This window comes from Sporomusaceae bacterium ACPt, from assembly GCA_041428575.1.
Classification (GTDB): Bacteria; Bacillota; Negativicutes; order Sporomusales; family Sporomusaceae; genus Sporomusa_D; species Sporomusa_D carbonis.
This window is the reverse complement of sequence record CP155570.1, coordinates 554208-570785: the sequence shown is the minus strand read 5'-3', so window position 1 is coordinate 570785 and position 16578 is coordinate 554208. Positions and strand designations below refer to the sequence as shown.

The window sequence follows — 16578 nt, the reverse complement described above, 5'->3', positions numbered from 1 at the left end:
TCCTACTCTTGCCAAAGATAGTCAAACAGAAGTACTCCTGCTGCTACAACGGCAGCATCATAGCCAAACATAAATACCAGTTCCTCCATTGCTGGAGCGCTACCTGACAAAACCTTGGCAGTAGCGTAGATAGCACTCAGAAACTGAGGTAAAAACACGGGAAATGTCAATACCGTAAAAATAGCCTGCTTGGCCTGTGCATATATTACCATGGCAGCTGTTAATGTAGAAACCGCGGCTATTCCGGCATCCCCCAGAGCCAAAATCAGGGTAAACAAAACCCACTCATTAATATTTACGTTGAGGAAAACGATAAATAAAGGTACGATCAAACAGGACAAACCGGCTAAAAGTATCTGGTTAAATAACAGCTTGCCATAAAACACTGCCTGCCCTGGTGCATACAGCCTAAGTCCCAGTAGAGTTCCAGTCTCATGCTCTTGCACAAATACCCTGGCCAAACCGGCCATAGCACAGAAAAACAATACCACCCATAGAAGTGCTGCGGCAAACTCCGGAGACAATGCCGCTCCGGCAACGGCCATGCTAACACTTGACAGCGATGTTAACCCAAACATAACCAATATACCTACAGCGTACCTTGTTCTGGATTCACATACCGTATCCTTGACCAAGACTGCCCATACTGCGCTGCTAAAGCTCAATTTTACTGTTGGCATACAAAGCCTCCTCAACTTCGTTGGTAGCAAGTATAACGCAGGCATTCTGTCCGACTGCGTCGGCAATCAATTCTTTTACAATGGTTCTCCCACTGACGTCCAAGTTGGAGGAAGGCTCGTCCAAAAGCCACACAGGCGGATTCATAGCTTTTATAACCGCCAGTTTCAGCCGTTGCCTCATACCTGTGGAATAGGTGGATACCGGGTCACCCCCAGCCCTGCCTAACCCTACCTGGCAGCATAACTTTTCAGACTCAGACTTGGAACAGGCCACACCCCGCACCTTTGTCCAGAAGATAATATTCTCGATTCCGGTAAGCGCCGCATACATCGCCACATCAGGTGATACAAAACCAGTATAATTGATTCGCTCTTTTGGGCTAAAGGTGTTGTCCAAAGTAAACCCGATCCGACCAGTGCTTGGCCGAACAAGTCCTGCAATGATTTTAAGCAGCGTAGATTTACCAGAACCGTTACATCCTGTTACTGCCAAACACTGCCTACTAGCAACTTCGGCACTGATATTTGAAAACAGTAGTCTTTCACCAAAGCTTTTACCAATATTGTCTATTACAATTCTGATATACATTTATATCTCCAACATAAAGAATATTTATAATATTATACCATTTATTTCATATCATTGAAAATCATAACACGACAAGCTTGACAGAGTAATGCTTCCCGGCGTATTTACCTCTTGGGAACGTTATGATAACCCGCTTAACACGCCAGGTTTATGGAAAATTAGCATCGTTACATGAAATTAGAGGGCTACCCAAACAGGCAGCCCTCTAATTTTGATACCGCATAGAGTATAGGCGCAATAGTAGTTTTACATAATAGACGGTAGCTTCAATTTTGGCCAGCTTGACAGTGTAATATTCCTCTGGAATGAGGTAACTATTGACGCATGAAGTCGCTGCCTGTTGTCGAATATTTCAACATATTCAAATACAGCAGCGCGCGCCTCATCACGGGTTTTAAAACGCTATTCATTCAACCACTCATATTTCATTTTACCGCAGAAGGCTTCCATGGGCGCATTATCCCAGCAATTCCCTTTTCGCCACATGCTACAGATAAATCCATGTCGCTTCAGCAGATTTTGATACTCATTCGAGCAATACTGACTGCCACGGTCGGAATGAATGAGTAGGCCGCGTGGTGATCGGACTCGCTTGCATACGCTGTCCAAAGCGTTAATAACAAGTTCTTTCGTCATTCGGTCACTCATTGATAACCCTACGATTTTTTGACCGCATAAATCCATAACGGCAGCTATGTATAACCAACCTTCGTCAGTCCATAGATACGTTATATCACTGACCATTTTTTGATTAGGTTTAGAGGCTACAAATTCGCGGTTTAGAATATTTTCGGCTACCGGTAAATGATGCTTGGAATTGGTCGTTGCTTTGAATTTTTTAGCTACTTTGACGTGAATGCCTTCTTGTTTCATAATTCGCTCAATGCGCTTGTGGTTCACCTTTTTACCAATGCGGTGCAGTTCTCGTGCCATTTTTCGACAACCATAGGTACGGCGCTTCTTTTGGTGGATCGTTTTGATTTGTTCTGTTAAGATTTCATTTTCGATTGTTCTGGCACTTTTCGGGCGATTTTCCCATGCATAGTACCCCGCTTCGGGATACCTCCAACACTTTGCATAACTTCGCCACCCGGTATTTGCTGCGGGTAGCTTTGATAAATTCAAACCTCTTTATTTCTGGTTCTTCGCGAAGTAAGCTGCCGCCTTTTTTAGAATCTTGATTTCCCCTCGCAGTTCACGGTTTTCTCGCTCCAGCTTTCGTAATTGTGCATCATCAGAACTCAGTTTTCCGCTGCCAGGAAACGGATCTACCGATTTTTCCCGATATCGCTTTAACCATCCGTGTAGAGTGTTCTCGTTTATTCCCAATTCTGCCGCTACCCTGGCGACTGGAGCACCAGTAGTTTCAACTCGTTTGACGGCATCCATCCTAAATTCTGCGCTATAATATTTTGCCATTTTTAATCCCCTCTCTTGATTTTCAGTTTACCACGTGTTTCTACTGTCCATCAAAGGGGGGACAGGACAGGTTTTTGAACTGGATGATATAAGCGGTGTCCAGCAATTGATTGGTATGGGCAAGTCGGAAGCACGGCGTGCTCAGCCAGACCTTGAAAAGATATTCTTTAAGCAGAAAGCAGAACCATTTACGTCCATATACGCGACAGGAAGAGAACCTGCTCCGGCGCCTTATCTATACTAAAACAGTTAAAGACACCAGATATAATCTGGTGTCTACAGTCTGAGAACCCTAGCCTTGGCTAGGGTTCTATAAACAGGGGGAGGGGATGATTTATTTATATAAACCTGATGGTGTTGACCATCAGGATTGCTATTACTACTCTATATCTTCCTGTGCCTTCAGTTTTGCAATCAAATGGATTACATAGATAATTACAAACAAGTTCATAAAAAATAGAATCCACATCATCTGTCATCACTCCGCTACATTTAGTTCGCTTTGTCTTGATAGGTATATAATACATGATCATTGTGAAGAACTGATGAAGACATTATGACTTTTTCGTGAACTTTTACAGGTAACACGACATGAAAAGCACTCCCTTCACCCAGTATGTACTTTGCCGCCAAATCAAGACCCGTACCCCCACTTTTCCTATCCCGTGATTTATCACCCCGGTAAAAGTGGTCAAAAATATATGGTAGACCGGCAGAGTCGATACCTGGGCCATTGTCGGCGACTGGGACCTTTACCCAGTCTTGCTCTGCGAGATTTGTTAGCTCAGTAGAAACGCTTACTTTCCCGCTGGTCGATGTGTAGCGAATAGCGTTAGTGATAAGGTTATAGAATATCTGACATATTCTGTCGGAATCAGCGATAATTTGAGGCAACCCAGATGTCAAGTTCTCCTCGACAATAATTTCTTTCTCGTCAGCAAGCGGTTTTAGCATGTACAAGGCCTGCCAACCATCTGATTAACATCAACCTCTTTAATCTCTAATGACAGTTGGCGCACTTCTGTAAGCGCCAAATCCTTTAGGTCTTTGATGAGCCGTGATAAGCGGACAGCTTCCTCGTGGAGGGAGGTCAACTGTTTTTGGTTAGACTCAATGATGCCATCAATCATTCCCTCCAGGTGGCCTTGGATGACAGCCTGCCTATGACCGCCTGAGCCCATGTGTGTCATCATACTGCGGTGCATTTCCATGTGCTGGACCGTAACATACCCTTGGAACAAATCAGTCATTTGCGAATTAGCTAAATAAATAAGCAAAAATACGGTTATGGCTACTGCTAGGAACATGAGTCCTGTGGTCCGATATATAATGCTATTCATTTTGGATACCTGCCATACGGTAACCTACACCGTACACGGTTTGAATGTATACTGGTTCTTTGGGGTTATCCTCGATTTTCCGCCGCAGATTCTTGACATGTGCATCAACGGTGCGTTCATAGCCTTCAAAAGAATATCCTTGCGTCTGTTCAACAATTTGCAAGCGGCTGAATACCCTGCCTGGATTTTTCGCCAACAGTTCCAGTATCTTAAACTCGGTCGGCGTGAGCTCAACAGGTTGTCCGCCCTTTGTTATCTGATATTGTTCCAAGTCAATGGTTACATCACCCATTCGAAGCGGTACAGGCGTTGTAGTTGTCCCCTTGGTCCGGCGCAAAATAGCCTTAACGCGTGCCACCACTTCTTTAGGGCTAAACGGCTTCGTCACATAGTCATCGGCGCCAATCTCTAGACCAACTAATCTGTCACTCTCTTCGTCCCGGGCGGTCAGCATTAAAATAGGCACCTCGCTATCCCGCCTTAGCGTCCTGCAGATATCCCAACCATCCATCCCTGGCAGCATTAAGTCAAGCACCAAGATATCTGGTTGTTTGTCCCGGGCGATTTTCAAAGCAGTAAGACCATCATTCGCAGTATATACTACAAACCCATCTTTCTGAAAATACAATTGCAGCAACTCTACCAGTTTTACATCATCATCAACAATTAAAACCGACCTTTGTGACATGTTCTTCCCTCCCAGTAGTATCCTTTAGTAAAAATTACTGGCGTCTATGATACGACGCCAGTCTCAATTATGCTTTAATCTTTTGAACTCATCCCCTAACTCTGGGCCATTTGAGCCAGCAGTTGGCTGAAGCCATTACACTACATATTTCGTCACATACGCTCGATATCCTTGTAAAATTGCCAAAGTTAAGGAATCCTTAGTTATTCTTTTATAACACAGACACAATCACCGGCCGCATCCGCTCATCAGTACGCGTAACATGGTCAATGTGTTTGACATACCCTACCGCCATTGCAAAAAAGCCAATTCCTCCGACTATCGATGTCAATAAACTGTCTATTCCAATATAAGTAGCTGCATAATTTCCCGCTAGCGCACCGGCGATAGCCGCAAATAGTGGCGCCATGTAGACAACAAACGCCGCCTTGAGCATATTAACCTCGCGTATCTCAATGGCGACTCGTTGACCTGGTTTGGCCCCAGCCGCATTATAGGCCTCAACAACGATGGCTGTATTGCCTGGGCATGAGCCACAGTTTTCACAGTCGCTATGCCGGCTAGCTTTAACCTTGGCTGTCATGCCGATTACTTCCAGAACAATACCTTCTTGCTGTTTATTCATTCTTCCCACTCTCCGTTTCCAATATTAGTATTGATTTACCTATATTATACAAATTAAATGTGAATTACTTATGAATTTGGCATGAAGATATTATGAGTTTTACTAAAAACTGGGCATGGCGGCTTAATCTACTTCACGTAGTGTGGAATCTCGTAGGAATACACAAAATATCCTGCAAAGGTCTCCCCTTGCAGGATACTTCCAATCACTCTGAATAACATTGGGAATTTGCTCCCCACAGATATACTATTATCGATTCACGCCATCTACTACCTTGATGACCCCTCGTATCATTCCCATCCAGCAACTAAAGGTAACATCCCCCTCCGTAGGAGTAAACTCAATAATGTTTTCTCCCTTAGTTAGCTTCTTCTTAATTTGTAATGTAGGTACAACAACCTCATTGTTGCAGAAGTTGATCGCCTTACCCTCAATGATCCATTTTACTGGTATCCCTTTTTGCTTATACAGGACGCTTGGCTGATAGCCATTCCTGACTGCAGTATACTACGCCGCCAACCTGCTGCAGTGCCTGCTCAATTCGCTTCTCACACGACCGGCACTGAATATCACCTAATTGAAGAGATGTTTTCATGATGCTCATATCCAGCACCCCTCGCGTTCCAATATATACCATTATTATATGGGTTCCATCTGAATTTATGAGTTGAGCAGAACATTTCGTGAAAGAGGAAATTAAAAGCGGGATTTATGTGATTTACTGTCCACTTGTATTATACTATAAAGAGGCTTTCCCTTCTGAGGGCAGCCTCTTTATTTTTCCATTAAATCCCTATTCTGTTACTCAGCTTGCGCCGCCCCTATTTTCACTAACAGCAATCAGCTTTTTAAAAAACAGCAGTTTTTCTATTTTTATTCTAACCGTTTTAAAGTTCGTTGCCACACTGTCAATGTAGTACACGTCGATACCATCTACTACAACCTTTTGGTAGCTTTGAACCTTTCCTTGATCAATTCCCAGTCGCACGGACGGGAGCTGGACTACGCAGCCGCCCCTTCAGACACTGCCGGGACGTTTGGCAATTTTAACGGTGATGGCCTTATCTTTATTGTTTTTCATTATATAATTGCGGGCATCAGGCTCGATAATTATATTCAACCTATTCACCTCCCGATATGATGAGTTTTGGCTCCAGTATAACAAAAGAATGTGAATTATTTATGAAGAAAATGGTGTTTTTGTATATTAATTTCCAGGTTTCAGGCCATACCGATCAAGTATGGCCTAATTTCTTATGTTACTTTCAACCTGCCGAATGTGTTCCCTTTTTTACAATAACTCCGTCAACTGCGGTGTAAACTACACCGTCTTTGATCCAGCCCTCAATGGTATGGCCGCCAACTACCTGTTTGTTATACCCAGTAGGATTATGGTCGATCACAACATATTGAGGACCGTTTTTAGTGCTGCCTTGTCTCACCATGACTGTTTCGAGGTCCTTATTGATGCGATAAGCCTTAGTTGTGACTCCGTCAATGGCCGTGTATGCTACACCGTCTTTGATCCAGCCCTCAATGGCATGGCCGTCAACTACCTGTTTGTTATATCCCGTAGGATTGCGGTCGATCACAGCATATTGAGGACCGTTTTTAGTGCTGCCTTGCCTGACCATTACTGTTTCGAGGTCCTTATTGATGCGATAAGCCTTGGTAGTGACTCCGTCAATGGCCGTGTATGCTACACCGTCTTTGATCCAACCCTCAATGGTTTGGCCGCCAACTACCTGTTTGTTATATCCCGTAGGATTACGGTCGATCACAGCATATTGAGGACCGTTTTTAGTGCTGCCTTGCCTGACCATTACTGTTTGGATGTTTGATTTAATTTTGTTTGTTTCCGGGAGAAACTCATTGGCCGAAGCCACACCCGCTACCATCATGCTCACCAGTAAAGATGCGGTTATAAAAGTCTTTTTCATTTTCATTACCTCCTTGATTTCTTTATCCATATTATACCTAGCTAATATGAACATCTCGTGAATGAATTATGAAAAACTTGTGTTATTTTACCAGTATGCGCCGCACTTCGCTGCGAGTAATCCAGTACGTTCATCATGCTGAGATTAGTGCTTTGAGGAGTAAAAAAGGCCCAGCATCATGTGCCAGGCAATCTCATCAAAATATATTCTTATTTCGTATCCTTATTGACCGTCTATTTCTACTTTACCGCTTAAAGGTAATTCTATTTGGGATTTTCCCGACCTCAACCTTGCCGATAACCTTGTCAGTTGTATTATCAATGATACTCACCGTGTTTTCATGTGCCAAAAGTTCATTGTTATTTTGTCCAGTGCCCCGCATAGCTAATCAAGCTTTGTGATCTATAAGACGGCAGGTTGGCCAAAACCGATTCAGACTGGAGAAGCAATAATAAGCTTGATTATCTTCCCTGAATACTCCTCAATGGAGTACGAATGTATGCCTGCCTCATTCACGTTCTTTACTGTTTCCCTGTTAATATTCGAACCGATGACATGCAAAGCTACCGGATTAAGAACATCCATCACCCATCCTAAGAACGGGTTTTCACTGCGTACATGCTCAAGAAGAACAATCCGCCCGCCCGGCTTACACACCCGCTTGACCTCTTTTAAGCCTTGGATCGGGTCAGGTACTGAACAAAAAACGCAGGTAGCAATTACAGTATCAAAAGAGTTATCAGGAAAGATCATGTTTTGAGCATCCATCTCCAAAAGAGAAACAGGCACCCTGGCTTTTGTTAGTTTCTGCCTGGCTTTCTGTAACATGCCTGGACTAAAATCTATCCCTGTCACTTGGCATCCAGGCAAATAAAATTCTAGATTGGCGCCTGTGCCTACCCCTACCTCTAATACCTTGCCTGTAGCTTGCTCAACGGCTTTGCGGCGAAGCTTAATTGGAATCATTTTATCCATCCAGTCGTAAAATAAAGCAGTCCGGTTATACCTTCTACGGATAGTATCGGTTTCACGATTAAATGGTTCAGCCAACTTACATACCCCCTAAGAACACCTACAGCAAATCAACTAATCTCTTGTGGATATTTTATCCTTCTCCCATATTGACACATAGTTGAGCTTGGCCGGAAATTCCCATCCGCCTACATATATTGCAACAAATCAATATGAATATCTAATGAATATTCTCTTAGAAAGAATATACAAAAACGAAACCCTTTATTTTGTGGCAAAAAGGTTCGTGTGTCTAATGTGTTCTCATTTTACTGATAACTAGGATTTAGTGGTGACCGCTATGCTCGTTTGACTGATTATTGCTATCGGCTGGCGGCGGTACTTGCTGCTCATTTTGCTGGGTATCGGTTTGCTCAGCGAGCACAATCGGTGAAACCATCCCGGATGTCGCTACAAATGCTCCCAGCATTAAACCCATTACCAGCTTAGATACCGTCTTATTCATACTATCACGCTCCTTTTAATTGAAATGATATGTAGGGCTTAGGTAAGCCTCCACCATTTACTTATAAAAATATTACCATAAAAATGTGAATAAGTTATGAATTAGCTAGCTAAAGAATAGCTTGCCAAAAGCCCTAACACAATGAGTATGGCCCGACCCAGTTTAGCGACCTATGGACAGAGGCTAAAAATGTCAATTCAGCTTGTCCCATATGGTGCATCATGCCGCCGCGCCCCATGAGCAGCAAATATTCCCGAAACAATTGGTTCATTTGATAATCGGCCGGATAAATCAATAATACCACAGTAAAGGCTACAAACAGAAACATAAGGCCGGTAATCCGGTAGACAATACTATTCATCCTTCGCTACCCCGGCTAATTTATAGCCCAGCCCATAGACGGTCTGAATATATACCGGTTCTTTCGGGTTGGCTTCCAACTTGCGCCGCAAGTTCTTAATATGGGCATCGATAGTCCGTTCATATCCTTCGAACGTGTAACCATGTACTTGTTCGGCGATTTGAAGGCGGCTATATACCTTTCCCGGGTTTGTTGCCAGCAGTTCTACTATCTTAAATTCGGTGGGTGTTAGGTCTACCGCTTCGCCGTCCCGGCTTACCTGATACGAATCCATGTCAATCGTCAAGCCGCCAATCTTTATCGCCTCTTTGCGTAAAACAGACCTATTGGTACGCCGCAATATAACCTTGGCACGAGCCACCACCTCTTTGGAACTGAATGGTTTAGTGACATAGTCGTCGGCACCAAGCTCCAAGCCGACCAACCGATCGCTTTCTTCATCGCGGGCGGTAAGCATAATAATCGGAATATCATTATCTTTACGCAACCGCCGGCATACTTCCCAACCGTCAAGGCCAGGCATCATCAAGTCAAGCACCATAATATCAGGTTTGTGTTCACGCACAGCCATTAACGCATCAATGCCATCAGCCGCAGTATAGGCGATAAACCCATCCTTCTCAAAATATATCTTTAACAACTTTACCAGTTTGGCATCGTCATCCACTAGTAACACTGAATTTTGTACCATTGTATGCCTCCTCGTTCACTCTGTTATCCTTATGGCTCATATTATTGTAATGTAAAATATTGTTTAGTAATTGCCCAAGTTTACCCTGGTAAACATCAGTATACATATTTAATATGAAGAACTTTTGAAGAATCTATGAAAAACTTATGTAATTTGAATTTTGCTAACCAGAAAATCAACAAAGGGCGGCCATTGCCGCCCTACCCGTTACGCCTAACTAAGACCATATGTACTTTTCATAAACGCGTCCACCACCTGAGGGTCAAACCGGATGCACCGACCGTACTATGGCAGATACTAGCACTCAATATACAGGCCCGGCAATTGCCGGGCCATTTTTTCTTTCAATGCCACCTTGTGACTAAAACTTAACCTGCGGCACCTGTTTTGCACCCTCATCGGATTTAAAATACTCTTTGGGGCCAAACCCCATCGGGCCGGCAATGATGCTGGTTGGCAGTGAGCGAATGGAAGTGTTATAGGCTTGAACGCTCTCATTATAATCCTTACGGGCAATAGCTACAATCCACACCGTCTTATTCGTACTGATTCCTCCCTGAAGTATTCTTGCTAACAGCCTCTGTATCATATAAGTAGCTGACCAAAGCTGGGTTGCTTGAACTTATTTTATGCCTTCAGTATACACTATAATTGTGAAGAACTTTTGAAGAAGCAGTGAATAAATTTTAAGGGTTCTGCTATTTTTATGTTTGGGGTGCGTTTACTCAATAGTTTGTGTGTTGCCGGATACCGGCGGGTTCTCTCGCTCGCGCCACTGGTTCCAGACCAAATAGATGCACGGCAGAACGATCAGGGTCAGTACAGTGGAGGTAACCAAACCGCCAACGACTACCGTAGCCATCGTCCGCTGCACCTCGGCACCGGTGCCGGTGGCAAAGAGTAACGGGAACAAGCCCAAACTGGCGACCAGCGCGGTAATCATAACCGGCCGCAAAAGGGTGAACGCGCCTTCAATAATGGCTCTTTCCAACGACCGGTGGTCTCACAAGTGTTTAATATAGGTCACCATGATGCCCCGTTTTGCACCGCAATCCCAAACAGAGCGATGAAGCCGACAGCCGCCGCTACCGTCAGATAGGTGCCGGTAGCATACATGGCCACAATGCCGCCCACTAAGGAGAACGGAATGTTCATCACTTTATCCATGGTTTTGGCTGATTCCAGCGCTTCCGTAAGTGACACACTGGGCAGCATGGTCGGCATCACCAGGAATGTCCCTTCATCCAAGGCCGGCATGAAGGTGGTGCCAATGAGTGGTAACAGCGAGAATCCGGCAATCATTACCACTACAGCGATAATAATCGTAACTTTACTGTACTTTAATACTGATTTCAAAGTAGGTACATACCATTGATGCAACTTGGCGACAATCCATGTGTCTTTTTCTTGAATTTTGCCTCCGAGCAGCAAGGTACACAACATTGGCACCAGAGTGAAAGCCAGCAGCAGCGAGCCGCTCATGGCGAAGGTTTTGGCCCAGCCCATCGGTGTATATAGCTTGCCTTCGGTGCCAGTCATGGTAAATACCGGCAGGAAGGTAACAATGATAATCGTGATGGAAAAGAAGATCGGCGAGGCCACTTCTTTAGCCGCTTCCAGCGTCACGTCGGCAATGTTAGGCCGGCCGCGGTCTTCGGCCAAATGCCGGAAGATATTTTCCACCATAACAATGGCCACGTCGGTCATGACGCCCATGCCGATGGCAATCCCGCCAAGTGGCATCAAGTTGGCCGACAGATGAATCTGTTTCTGGCAATCAACGCGATCAAGATACCAATGGGGATGGCGCTAGTAACAATCAGTTGGACCGTACATTGCCTAAAAAGGCAACGACAATGATCGATACTAAAATGAATTCTTCAATCAACACCCGTGTCAGCGTATTGACCGCTTTTTTCACTAGATCGGTTTGGTTGTAGAAGGGTACAATCCTCATGCCTTCCGGTAAAGATGGTTGGATCTCAGCGATCTTGGCCTTCACCTGATCGATCACGTTCAGCGTGTTTTCGCCCATGCGCTATGTGAATGTGTTGAATTAAACAAAAGCATTGCATGAAAAATATGCCTGTCACCGCTATCAAGCTATTGTTCTACTAATTCATGAATACACTGTAAAAAAGTTGTGGTTTTCGATCAAAAACAAGCAGCCCTCCAGCAATCAGAGGGCTGTTTGCGAAATGTCGGTTATTGTTGAGGAATGGTAGTACTTTGTTGATCGGAGTGACAACTGGCATTACCACCCATCATGCCACCGTTGCCGCCCATCATATCATTCATCATGGAACCCATGTTAGCCATATGCTCATCCATGGCTTGGGCTTGTTCGGGCGTCAATACACCATCTTTTATATGCTGCTCCACCATTTTTTTGTGCATTTCGTTCATTTGCCCTATATCCATCATACCCGGTGCAGGCGATTCGGCGAAAGCCAAGGTGGCTCCCAGCGTAATAACCAGTGAGGCTGCTAGACCTATAAGTAAACCTTTTTTCATTTTGTATTCCTCCTTGTTTGGATTTATCTTTATTATAGCAGGCCTTTATGAAGAACCTGTGAAGGTATCTTGAAGAACTTGTGCGATTTTACACTGCAAAAGCCTGACTCTATATAAACCAAATACGCAGAAGCTTCTATACAGCTTCTGCGTATTGGTAGCATATTTGTAATTAAACCACGTCAAAGCCAGCGTCTTCTACAGCCTTTACAAGCGCTTCCCGGTTAGCAGTACCGGTTACAAGCGCTTCTTTCTTTGCCAGGTCAACACTGGCGCTTACCACTCCCGGAACAGTCTGGAGTGCTTTTTCGACAGCCATTTTGCAATGACCGCAGGACATACCTTCGATTTTTAATATTGTTTCCTTTTCTTGACTCACAACGTCACCTCCCCTCATAAATGACTCAGCATGAGCACTACCCACATCAGTCTCTATAAGGGTTAAACCGTTTCAGTCTAAGGGCGTTGGTTACTACCGAAACAGAGCTAAAGGCCATAGCCGCTCCTGCTAAGACCGGTGATAAGTACCCCATCGCCGCAACCGGAATACCAAGCGAATTATAGACAAGCGCCCAAAATAAATTCTGCTTAATGTTCCGCATGGTTGCCTTACTTAAACGGATGGCGGCCACAATCCCGGCCAGGTCACCCCGCATAAGGGTAATATCTGCCGCCTCGATGGCAACATCGGTACCTGTGCCGATGGCAAAACCCACATCGGCGGTAGCCAGCGCCGGAGCATCATTTATGCCGTCTCCCACCATGGCTACAACCTTGCCTTCTTTTTTAAGAGCAGCAACCTTGTCGGCTTTGTTTTCCGGCAGAACCTCGGCCATAACATTGTCTATTCCAACCGTTTGGGCGATGGCTTGAGCGGTGCGGGTATTGTCCCCTGTTATCATCCATACCTCTATACCCATTTTTTGCAGCTCGTCTACAGCTTGAGCAGAATTCTCTTTCACGGTATCTGCCACTGCGAATAGACCGCTAAGCTTGTTTTCTAAGGCAAACAGCATGACTGTTTTGCCCTGCAGCTCCAACGCTTCAATTCGAGGAACAAATGATTCAAACTCAATATTGTTTTCCTTCATTAGTTTGCGAGTACCCACTAAGATTCGTTTGCCTTCAATAGTAACCTCAACCCCATGCCCCGGAATGGCAGTAAATGAATCCGGGTCTTTAATCGGTATGCCTTGCTTTTGACCATACTTAACGATGGCCTGGGCCAAGGGATGTTCCGAGTTTTTCTCTGCACTGACAGCCATTGGCAATATTTCAGTTTCGGCAAGTCCGGCAAGCGGCACGATATCGGTAACTTCAGGTTCGCCTTTGGTAATTGTACCTGTTTTATCTAGAACAATAGTTGTCAATCTATGCGCATTCTCTAAATGCTCAGCACCTTTTATTAAGATACCGTTCTCTGCGCCCTTGCCCGTCCCCACCATAATCGAGGTCGGCGTTGCCAGCCCCAGTGCACACGGACAAGCGATAACTAAGACGGCAGTAAAATTAACCAATGCTCTGGAAAAATTGCCAGGGTCGAAAATAAAGAACCAAGCCGCGAAAGTTAGAATCGAAAGTCCAACAACGGCCGGCACAAAATAGCCTGAGACCACATCGGCAAAGCGTTGAATTGGTGCTTTTGACCCTTGCGCTTCTTCGACAATGCGTACAATCTGTGCCAAGGCGGTATCTTTACCAACCTTCGTTGCTCTAAACTTAAATGTCCCGAGTTTATTGATAGTTGCACCAACTACTTGGTCCCCTGCCTTCTTGTCAACAGGTAAGCTTTCGCCGGTAAGCATGGACTCATCCACTGTTGATGTCCCTTCGACAATAACGCCGTCGACCGGAATTTTTTCTCCGGGACGCACTACCACGATATCCCCAACCATGACCGATTCGACCGGAATATCGATTTCCTGCCCGCCGCGAAACACTCTGGCCGTCTTGGCCTGCAGTCCCATGAGGGCCTTAATGGCTTCAGATGTTCGCCCCTTGGCGGTGGCCTCGAGAAGCTTACCCAATATAATTAGCGTGATTAAAATAGCCGATGTTTCAAAATACAAGTCAGGTGCATGGCGAAGTACGTTAGCGATACTATAGAAATAAGCGGCAGACGTTCCAAGCGCGACAAGAACATCCATGTTCGCGCTGCCGTTCCTAAGCGCCAGATAAGCCCCCCGGTAAAACTGCCAGCCAGCAATAAACTGAACAGGAGTGGCCAATACCAATTGGAGATAGGGGTTCATCAGTAATTCGGTGGCCCTGCCCATCACCCCCAGCATATGCATGGCCATGGCCAGCAGCAGCGGCAAGGAAAATATGGTAGCCAGCAGCAGGCGAAAGCGCTGTCTGCTTACTTCCGCTTCGCGGGCCTTCTTTTCTTTGTCTACCTCATTAGTATCTGTTAGGTCATGAACCCCATACCCAAGGTTCTCAATTTTAGCCTTAATATCGTTAATGCTGATTACGCCCGGATAATACTCTATTGTAGCCTTCTCGACCGCCAGGTTGACAACGGCATTGGCTACACCAGGCAGTTTATTCAAGCCTCTTTCCACGCGCCCCGAGCAAGCCGCGCAGGTCATGCCGGTAATCTTCAAGTCTATTCTATCCTTGATAACCTGATAGCCTAAGTTCTCTATTTTTTGCGCTATCTCGCTAAGGCCGACTTGTTTCGGATCGTACGTTACAGTAGCCTTCTCGGTGGCAAGATTAACGGCAGCCTTTTCTACTCCTTTTAGTTTTGTGAGCCCGCGTTCAACCCTGCTTGCACAAGCGGCACATGTCATGCCGCCTACTTTAAAAAACGTAGTTTCTACAGATGTTCTGTTTGACTTGGTCATACTTTTCACCCCTTCACTTTTTGTAGTACACTTGCTTTATTTTGTGAATTTGGATAAGACACCTATCAACTCATCGATAGCCTCTTCAGTACGGTTTTCTTTTATGGCATTAACCACACAACTCTTCGTATGGCTCTCAATCATAATTAGCGCCACTTGATTAAGCGCAGCCCGAGCAGCCATGATTTGCTGCAAAATATCCACGCAATAACGTCCTTCATCAACCATTTTTTCAATTCCGTTAATTTGTCCACCGATTCGCCTCAGTCTTTTTTGGATATCTGTCTTTTCTCTGTTGTTTAACATATTAACCCCCTACTATACCCCTGTATAGTATTTATTTTAAGACTAAAGTAATGTGCTGTCAATGCTTTTAGTCTTGCCTAAATAAAACAAGCTAATCATCTCGAACCCGCATAAAAAACCACCTTTCTCCGGTCTTCATTGAACACCAGAAAAAGGTGGCTTAAATAATTATCGGCTGCTGTACTACTCTACCGTCACGCTCTTGGCCAGGTTACGGGGCTTATCGACATCGCAGCCGCGGGTTACGGCAGCATAATAGGCTAAGAGTTGGAGGGGAATTACTGATAATATGGGGGTGAGGAATTTATTGGTGGCCGGGATATAGATAGTATGGTCGACGTATTTTTCGATTTCTTTGTCGCCTTTAAGGCCAATACCGATGACGACGGCGTCACGGGCTTTAACTTCCTTGATGTTACTCAACATTTTCTCGTAGACATCAGACTGCGTTGCCAGCGCAATAACCGGCACGCCTTCGATGATAAGGGCCAAAGTGCCGTGCTTGAGTTCGCCGGCAGCATAGGCTTCGGCGTGAATATAGGATAGCACTGAATGAAAGCTGCCGTGAAATTGTGCGATAGAAAAATATGTGGAGACTACAAACGGCAAAGCTTGCAGTGGCTGCCGTGCCTGCACAACTGTCCCGGTGCCACGAAGCATTAAAATATACAGGAATCTATCAGATATCCAACTATACCTTGAAAAATGCACTAGAAGCGACAAAGAAGAAAGTGCTCTGGGCCATTGCCTCATTAACTCAAGAAGTGGCTTTGCAAAAGCAGTTAAAATCATCGGCTGTTCTTTCCTATGAGGCAACAAATGTTGCAGCCTCGTTAATCTTCACAACCAGCACGAAAAAGTGGTACAACTTGCCCCAGTCAAACTTTAAGCTATATTCCCAATTAGAAAAATACATACCTAGCCTTGCTGCTTATGGTACCAGCCTTATAAAAGCTGGTGTGCAAAATGCTGATTTTAGAAATTGCAAATTTCTGTAAGCAACCGCGATTAAGCCGGGAAATTGCGGAAATATCAGCAGAAATACAGGCTTTGCTATTCCATCATTTTCTTAGCTATCTCACAATCGAGTATCCTTGAC

20 protein-coding genes and 3 pseudogenes are annotated in these 16578 nt (G+C 44.8%); 1 reads left to right on the top strand and 22 read right to left on the bottom strand.

From position 1 onward, the window contains the following. Positions 1–2 precede the first annotated feature (2 nt). From SCACP_RS02755 to SCACP_RS02650, 22 genes and pseudogenes are all read right to left on the bottom strand, one after another. Positions 3–680 carry a heme exporter protein CcmB gene (locus tag SCACP_RS02755; protein ID WP_425059905.1) on the bottom strand — a complete coding sequence of 226 codons (678 nt, stop codon included), beginning with the start codon at positions 678–680 and terminating at the stop codon, positions 3–5. After that, positions 655–1269 (bottom strand): ABC transporter ATP-binding protein, encoded by a 615-nt coding sequence (locus SCACP_RS02750; protein ID WP_425059904.1) that lies wholly within the window; start codon positions 1267–1269, stop codon positions 655–657. Before SCACP_RS02750 ends, SCACP_RS02755 begins: the two co-directional genes overlap by 26 nt. A gap of 205 nt (positions 1270–1474) precedes the next feature. Beyond that, positions 1475–2688, bottom strand: a pseudogene (locus SCACP_RS02745) (IS3 family transposase). Positions 2689–3180: 492 nt separating this feature from the next. Beyond that, complete coding sequence (locus SCACP_RS02740; protein WP_425059903.1) at positions 3181–3642, bottom strand: sensor histidine kinase; 462 nt, start codon at positions 3640–3642, stop codon at positions 3181–3183. Continuing rightward, positions 3636–4028 (bottom strand): hypothetical protein, encoded by a 393-nt coding sequence (locus SCACP_RS02735; protein ID WP_425059902.1) that lies wholly within the window; start codon positions 4026–4028, stop codon positions 3636–3638. The genes SCACP_RS02740 and SCACP_RS02735 overlap by 7 nt, the downstream gene beginning before the upstream one ends. Beyond that, positions 4021–4716 carry a response regulator gene (locus SCACP_RS02730; RefSeq protein WP_425059901.1) on the bottom strand — a complete coding sequence of 232 codons (696 nt, stop codon included), beginning with the start codon at positions 4714–4716 and terminating at the stop codon, positions 4021–4023. Before SCACP_RS02730 ends, SCACP_RS02735 begins: the two co-directional genes overlap by 8 nt. Before the next feature lie 211 nt (positions 4717–4927). Next, positions 4928–5341 carry a SoxR reducing system RseC family protein gene (locus SCACP_RS02725; RefSeq protein WP_425059900.1) on the bottom strand — a complete coding sequence of 138 codons (414 nt, stop codon included), beginning with the start codon at positions 5339–5341 and terminating at the stop codon, positions 4928–4930. A 463-nt stretch (positions 5342–5804) separates the two neighbouring features. Continuing rightward, complete coding sequence (locus SCACP_RS02720) at positions 5805–5945, bottom strand: hypothetical protein (protein ID WP_425059899.1); 141 nt, start codon at positions 5943–5945, stop codon at positions 5805–5807. Positions 5946–6146: 201 nt separating this feature from the next. Then, a complete protein-coding gene (locus tag SCACP_RS02715; protein ID WP_425059898.1) occupies positions 6147–6329 on the bottom strand; it encodes a hypothetical protein in 183 nt (60 codons plus the stop codon). Positions 6330–6606: 277 nt separating this feature from the next. Then, positions 6607–7281, bottom strand: a complete 675-nt coding sequence (locus SCACP_RS02710) for a hypothetical protein (RefSeq protein ID WP_425059897.1) — start codon at positions 7279–7281, stop codon at positions 6607–6609. A gap of 244 nt (positions 7282–7525) precedes the next feature. Then, positions 7526–7663 (bottom strand): hypothetical protein, encoded by a 138-nt coding sequence (locus SCACP_RS02705; RefSeq protein ID WP_425059896.1) that lies wholly within the window; start codon positions 7661–7663, stop codon positions 7526–7528. A 50-nt stretch (positions 7664–7713) separates the two neighbouring features. Then, positions 7714–8331, bottom strand: coding sequence for a class I SAM-dependent methyltransferase (locus SCACP_RS02700; protein ID WP_425059895.1), 618 nt, complete (start codon positions 8329–8331; stop codon positions 7714–7716). Positions 8332–8578: 247 nt separating this feature from the next. Beyond that, complete coding sequence (locus tag SCACP_RS02695) at positions 8579–8758, bottom strand: hypothetical protein (RefSeq protein WP_425059894.1); 180 nt, start codon at positions 8756–8758, stop codon at positions 8579–8581. Between the two features lie 133 nt (positions 8759–8891). After that, the gene (locus SCACP_RS02690; protein ID WP_425059893.1) at positions 8892–9119 is read right to left on the bottom strand and encodes a hypothetical protein; all 228 of its coding nucleotides are present in this window, start codon (positions 9117–9119) and stop codon (positions 8892–8894) included. Next, the gene (locus SCACP_RS02685) at positions 9112–9810 is read right to left on the bottom strand and encodes a response regulator transcription factor (RefSeq protein WP_425059892.1); all 699 of its coding nucleotides are present in this window, start codon (positions 9808–9810) and stop codon (positions 9112–9114) included. The genes SCACP_RS02690 and SCACP_RS02685 overlap by 8 nt, the downstream gene beginning before the upstream one ends. Positions 9811–10171: 361 nt before the next feature. Next, on the bottom strand, positions 10172–10399 hold the full coding sequence (locus tag SCACP_RS02680; protein ID WP_425059891.1) for a LemA family protein: 228 nt from the start codon (positions 10397–10399) through the stop codon (positions 10172–10174). A 132-nt stretch (positions 10400–10531) separates the two neighbouring features. Next, positions 10532–11848: pseudogene (locus SCACP_RS02675) on the bottom strand (efflux RND transporter permease subunit); the annotation flags it as partial. Positions 11849–12015: 167 nt separating this feature from the next. Further along, on the bottom strand, positions 12016–12324 hold the full coding sequence (locus SCACP_RS02670) for a DUF2680 domain-containing protein (RefSeq protein ID WP_425059890.1): 309 nt from the start codon (positions 12322–12324) through the stop codon (positions 12016–12018). Between the two features lie 172 nt (positions 12325–12496). Continuing rightward, positions 12497–12703 (bottom strand): CopZ family metallochaperone, encoded by a 207-nt coding sequence (locus SCACP_RS02665; RefSeq protein WP_425059889.1) that lies wholly within the window; start codon positions 12701–12703, stop codon positions 12497–12499. A gap of 46 nt (positions 12704–12749) precedes the next feature. Beyond that, positions 12750–15173, bottom strand: coding sequence for a heavy metal translocating P-type ATPase (locus tag SCACP_RS02660; protein ID WP_425059888.1), 2424 nt, complete (start codon positions 15171–15173; stop codon positions 12750–12752). A 36-nt stretch (positions 15174–15209) separates the two neighbouring features. Beyond that, positions 15210–15479 (bottom strand): metal-sensitive transcriptional regulator, encoded by a 270-nt coding sequence (locus SCACP_RS02655; protein ID WP_425059887.1) that lies wholly within the window; start codon positions 15477–15479, stop codon positions 15210–15212. 183 nt (positions 15480–15662) lie between these two features. Further along, a pseudogene (locus SCACP_RS02650) lies at positions 15663–16025 on the bottom strand (SIS domain-containing protein); the annotation flags it as partial. A gap of 80 nt (positions 16026–16105) precedes the next feature. Here SCACP_RS02650 and SCACP_RS02645 point away from each other — a divergent pair. Continuing rightward, positions 16106–16477: a hypothetical protein gene (locus tag SCACP_RS02645; RefSeq protein ID WP_425059886.1), complete on the top strand. Its 372-nt coding sequence runs from the start codon at positions 16106–16108 to the stop codon at positions 16475–16477. Positions 16478–16578: the final 101 nt, after the last annotated feature.

Coding starts and splice junctions, on each gene's coding strand:
- SCACP_RS02755 (WP_425059905.1), bottom strand. CDS start 680: ATGCCAACAGTAAAATTGAGCTTTAGCAGCGCAGTATGGGCAGTCTTG.
- SCACP_RS02750 (WP_425059904.1), bottom strand. CDS start 1,269: ATGTATATCAGAATTGTAATAGACAATATTGGTAAAAGCTTTGGTGAA.
- SCACP_RS02740 (WP_425059903.1), bottom strand. CDS start 3,642: ATGCTAAAACCGCTTGCTGACGAGAAAGAAATTATTGTCGAGGAGAAC.
- SCACP_RS02735 (WP_425059902.1), bottom strand. CDS start 4,028: ATGAATAGCATTATATATCGGACCACAGGACTCATGTTCCTAGCAGTA.
- SCACP_RS02730 (WP_425059901.1), bottom strand. CDS start 4,716: ATGTCACAAAGGTCGGTTTTAATTGTTGATGATGATGTAAAACTGGTA.
- SCACP_RS02725 (WP_425059900.1), bottom strand. CDS start 5,341: ATGAATAAACAGCAAGAAGGTATTGTTCTGGAAGTAATCGGCATGACA.
- SCACP_RS02720 (WP_425059899.1), bottom strand. CDS start 5,945: ATGAGCATCATGAAAACATCTCTTCAATTAGGTGATATTCAGTGCCGG.
- SCACP_RS02710 (WP_425059897.1), bottom strand. CDS start 7,281: ATGAAAAAGACTTTTATAACCGCATCTTTACTGGTGAGCATGATGGTA.
- SCACP_RS02705 (WP_425059896.1), bottom strand. CDS start 7,663: ATGCGGGGCACTGGACAAAATAACAATGAACTTTTGGCACATGAAAAC.
- SCACP_RS02695 (WP_425059894.1), bottom strand. CDS start 8,758: ATGAATAAGACGGTATCTAAGCTGGTAATGGGTTTAATGCTGGGAGCA.
- SCACP_RS02690 (WP_425059893.1), bottom strand. CDS start 9,119: ATGAATAGTATTGTCTACCGGATTACCGGCCTTATGTTTCTGTTTGTA.
- SCACP_RS02685 (WP_425059892.1), bottom strand. CDS start 9,810: ATGGTACAAAATTCAGTGTTACTAGTGGATGACGATGCCAAACTGGTA.
- SCACP_RS02680 (WP_425059891.1), bottom strand. CDS start 10,399: ATGATACAGAGGCTGTTAGCAAGAATACTTCAGGGAGGAATCAGTACG.
- SCACP_RS02670 (WP_425059890.1), bottom strand. CDS start 12,324: ATGAAAAAAGGTTTACTTATAGGTCTAGCAGCCTCACTGGTTATTACG.
- SCACP_RS02660 (WP_425059888.1), bottom strand. CDS start 15,173: ATGACCAAGTCAAACAGAACATCTGTAGAAACTACGTTTTTTAAAGTA.
- SCACP_RS02655 (WP_425059887.1), bottom strand. CDS start 15,479: ATGTTAAACAACAGAGAAAAGACAGATATCCAAAAAAGACTGAGGCGA.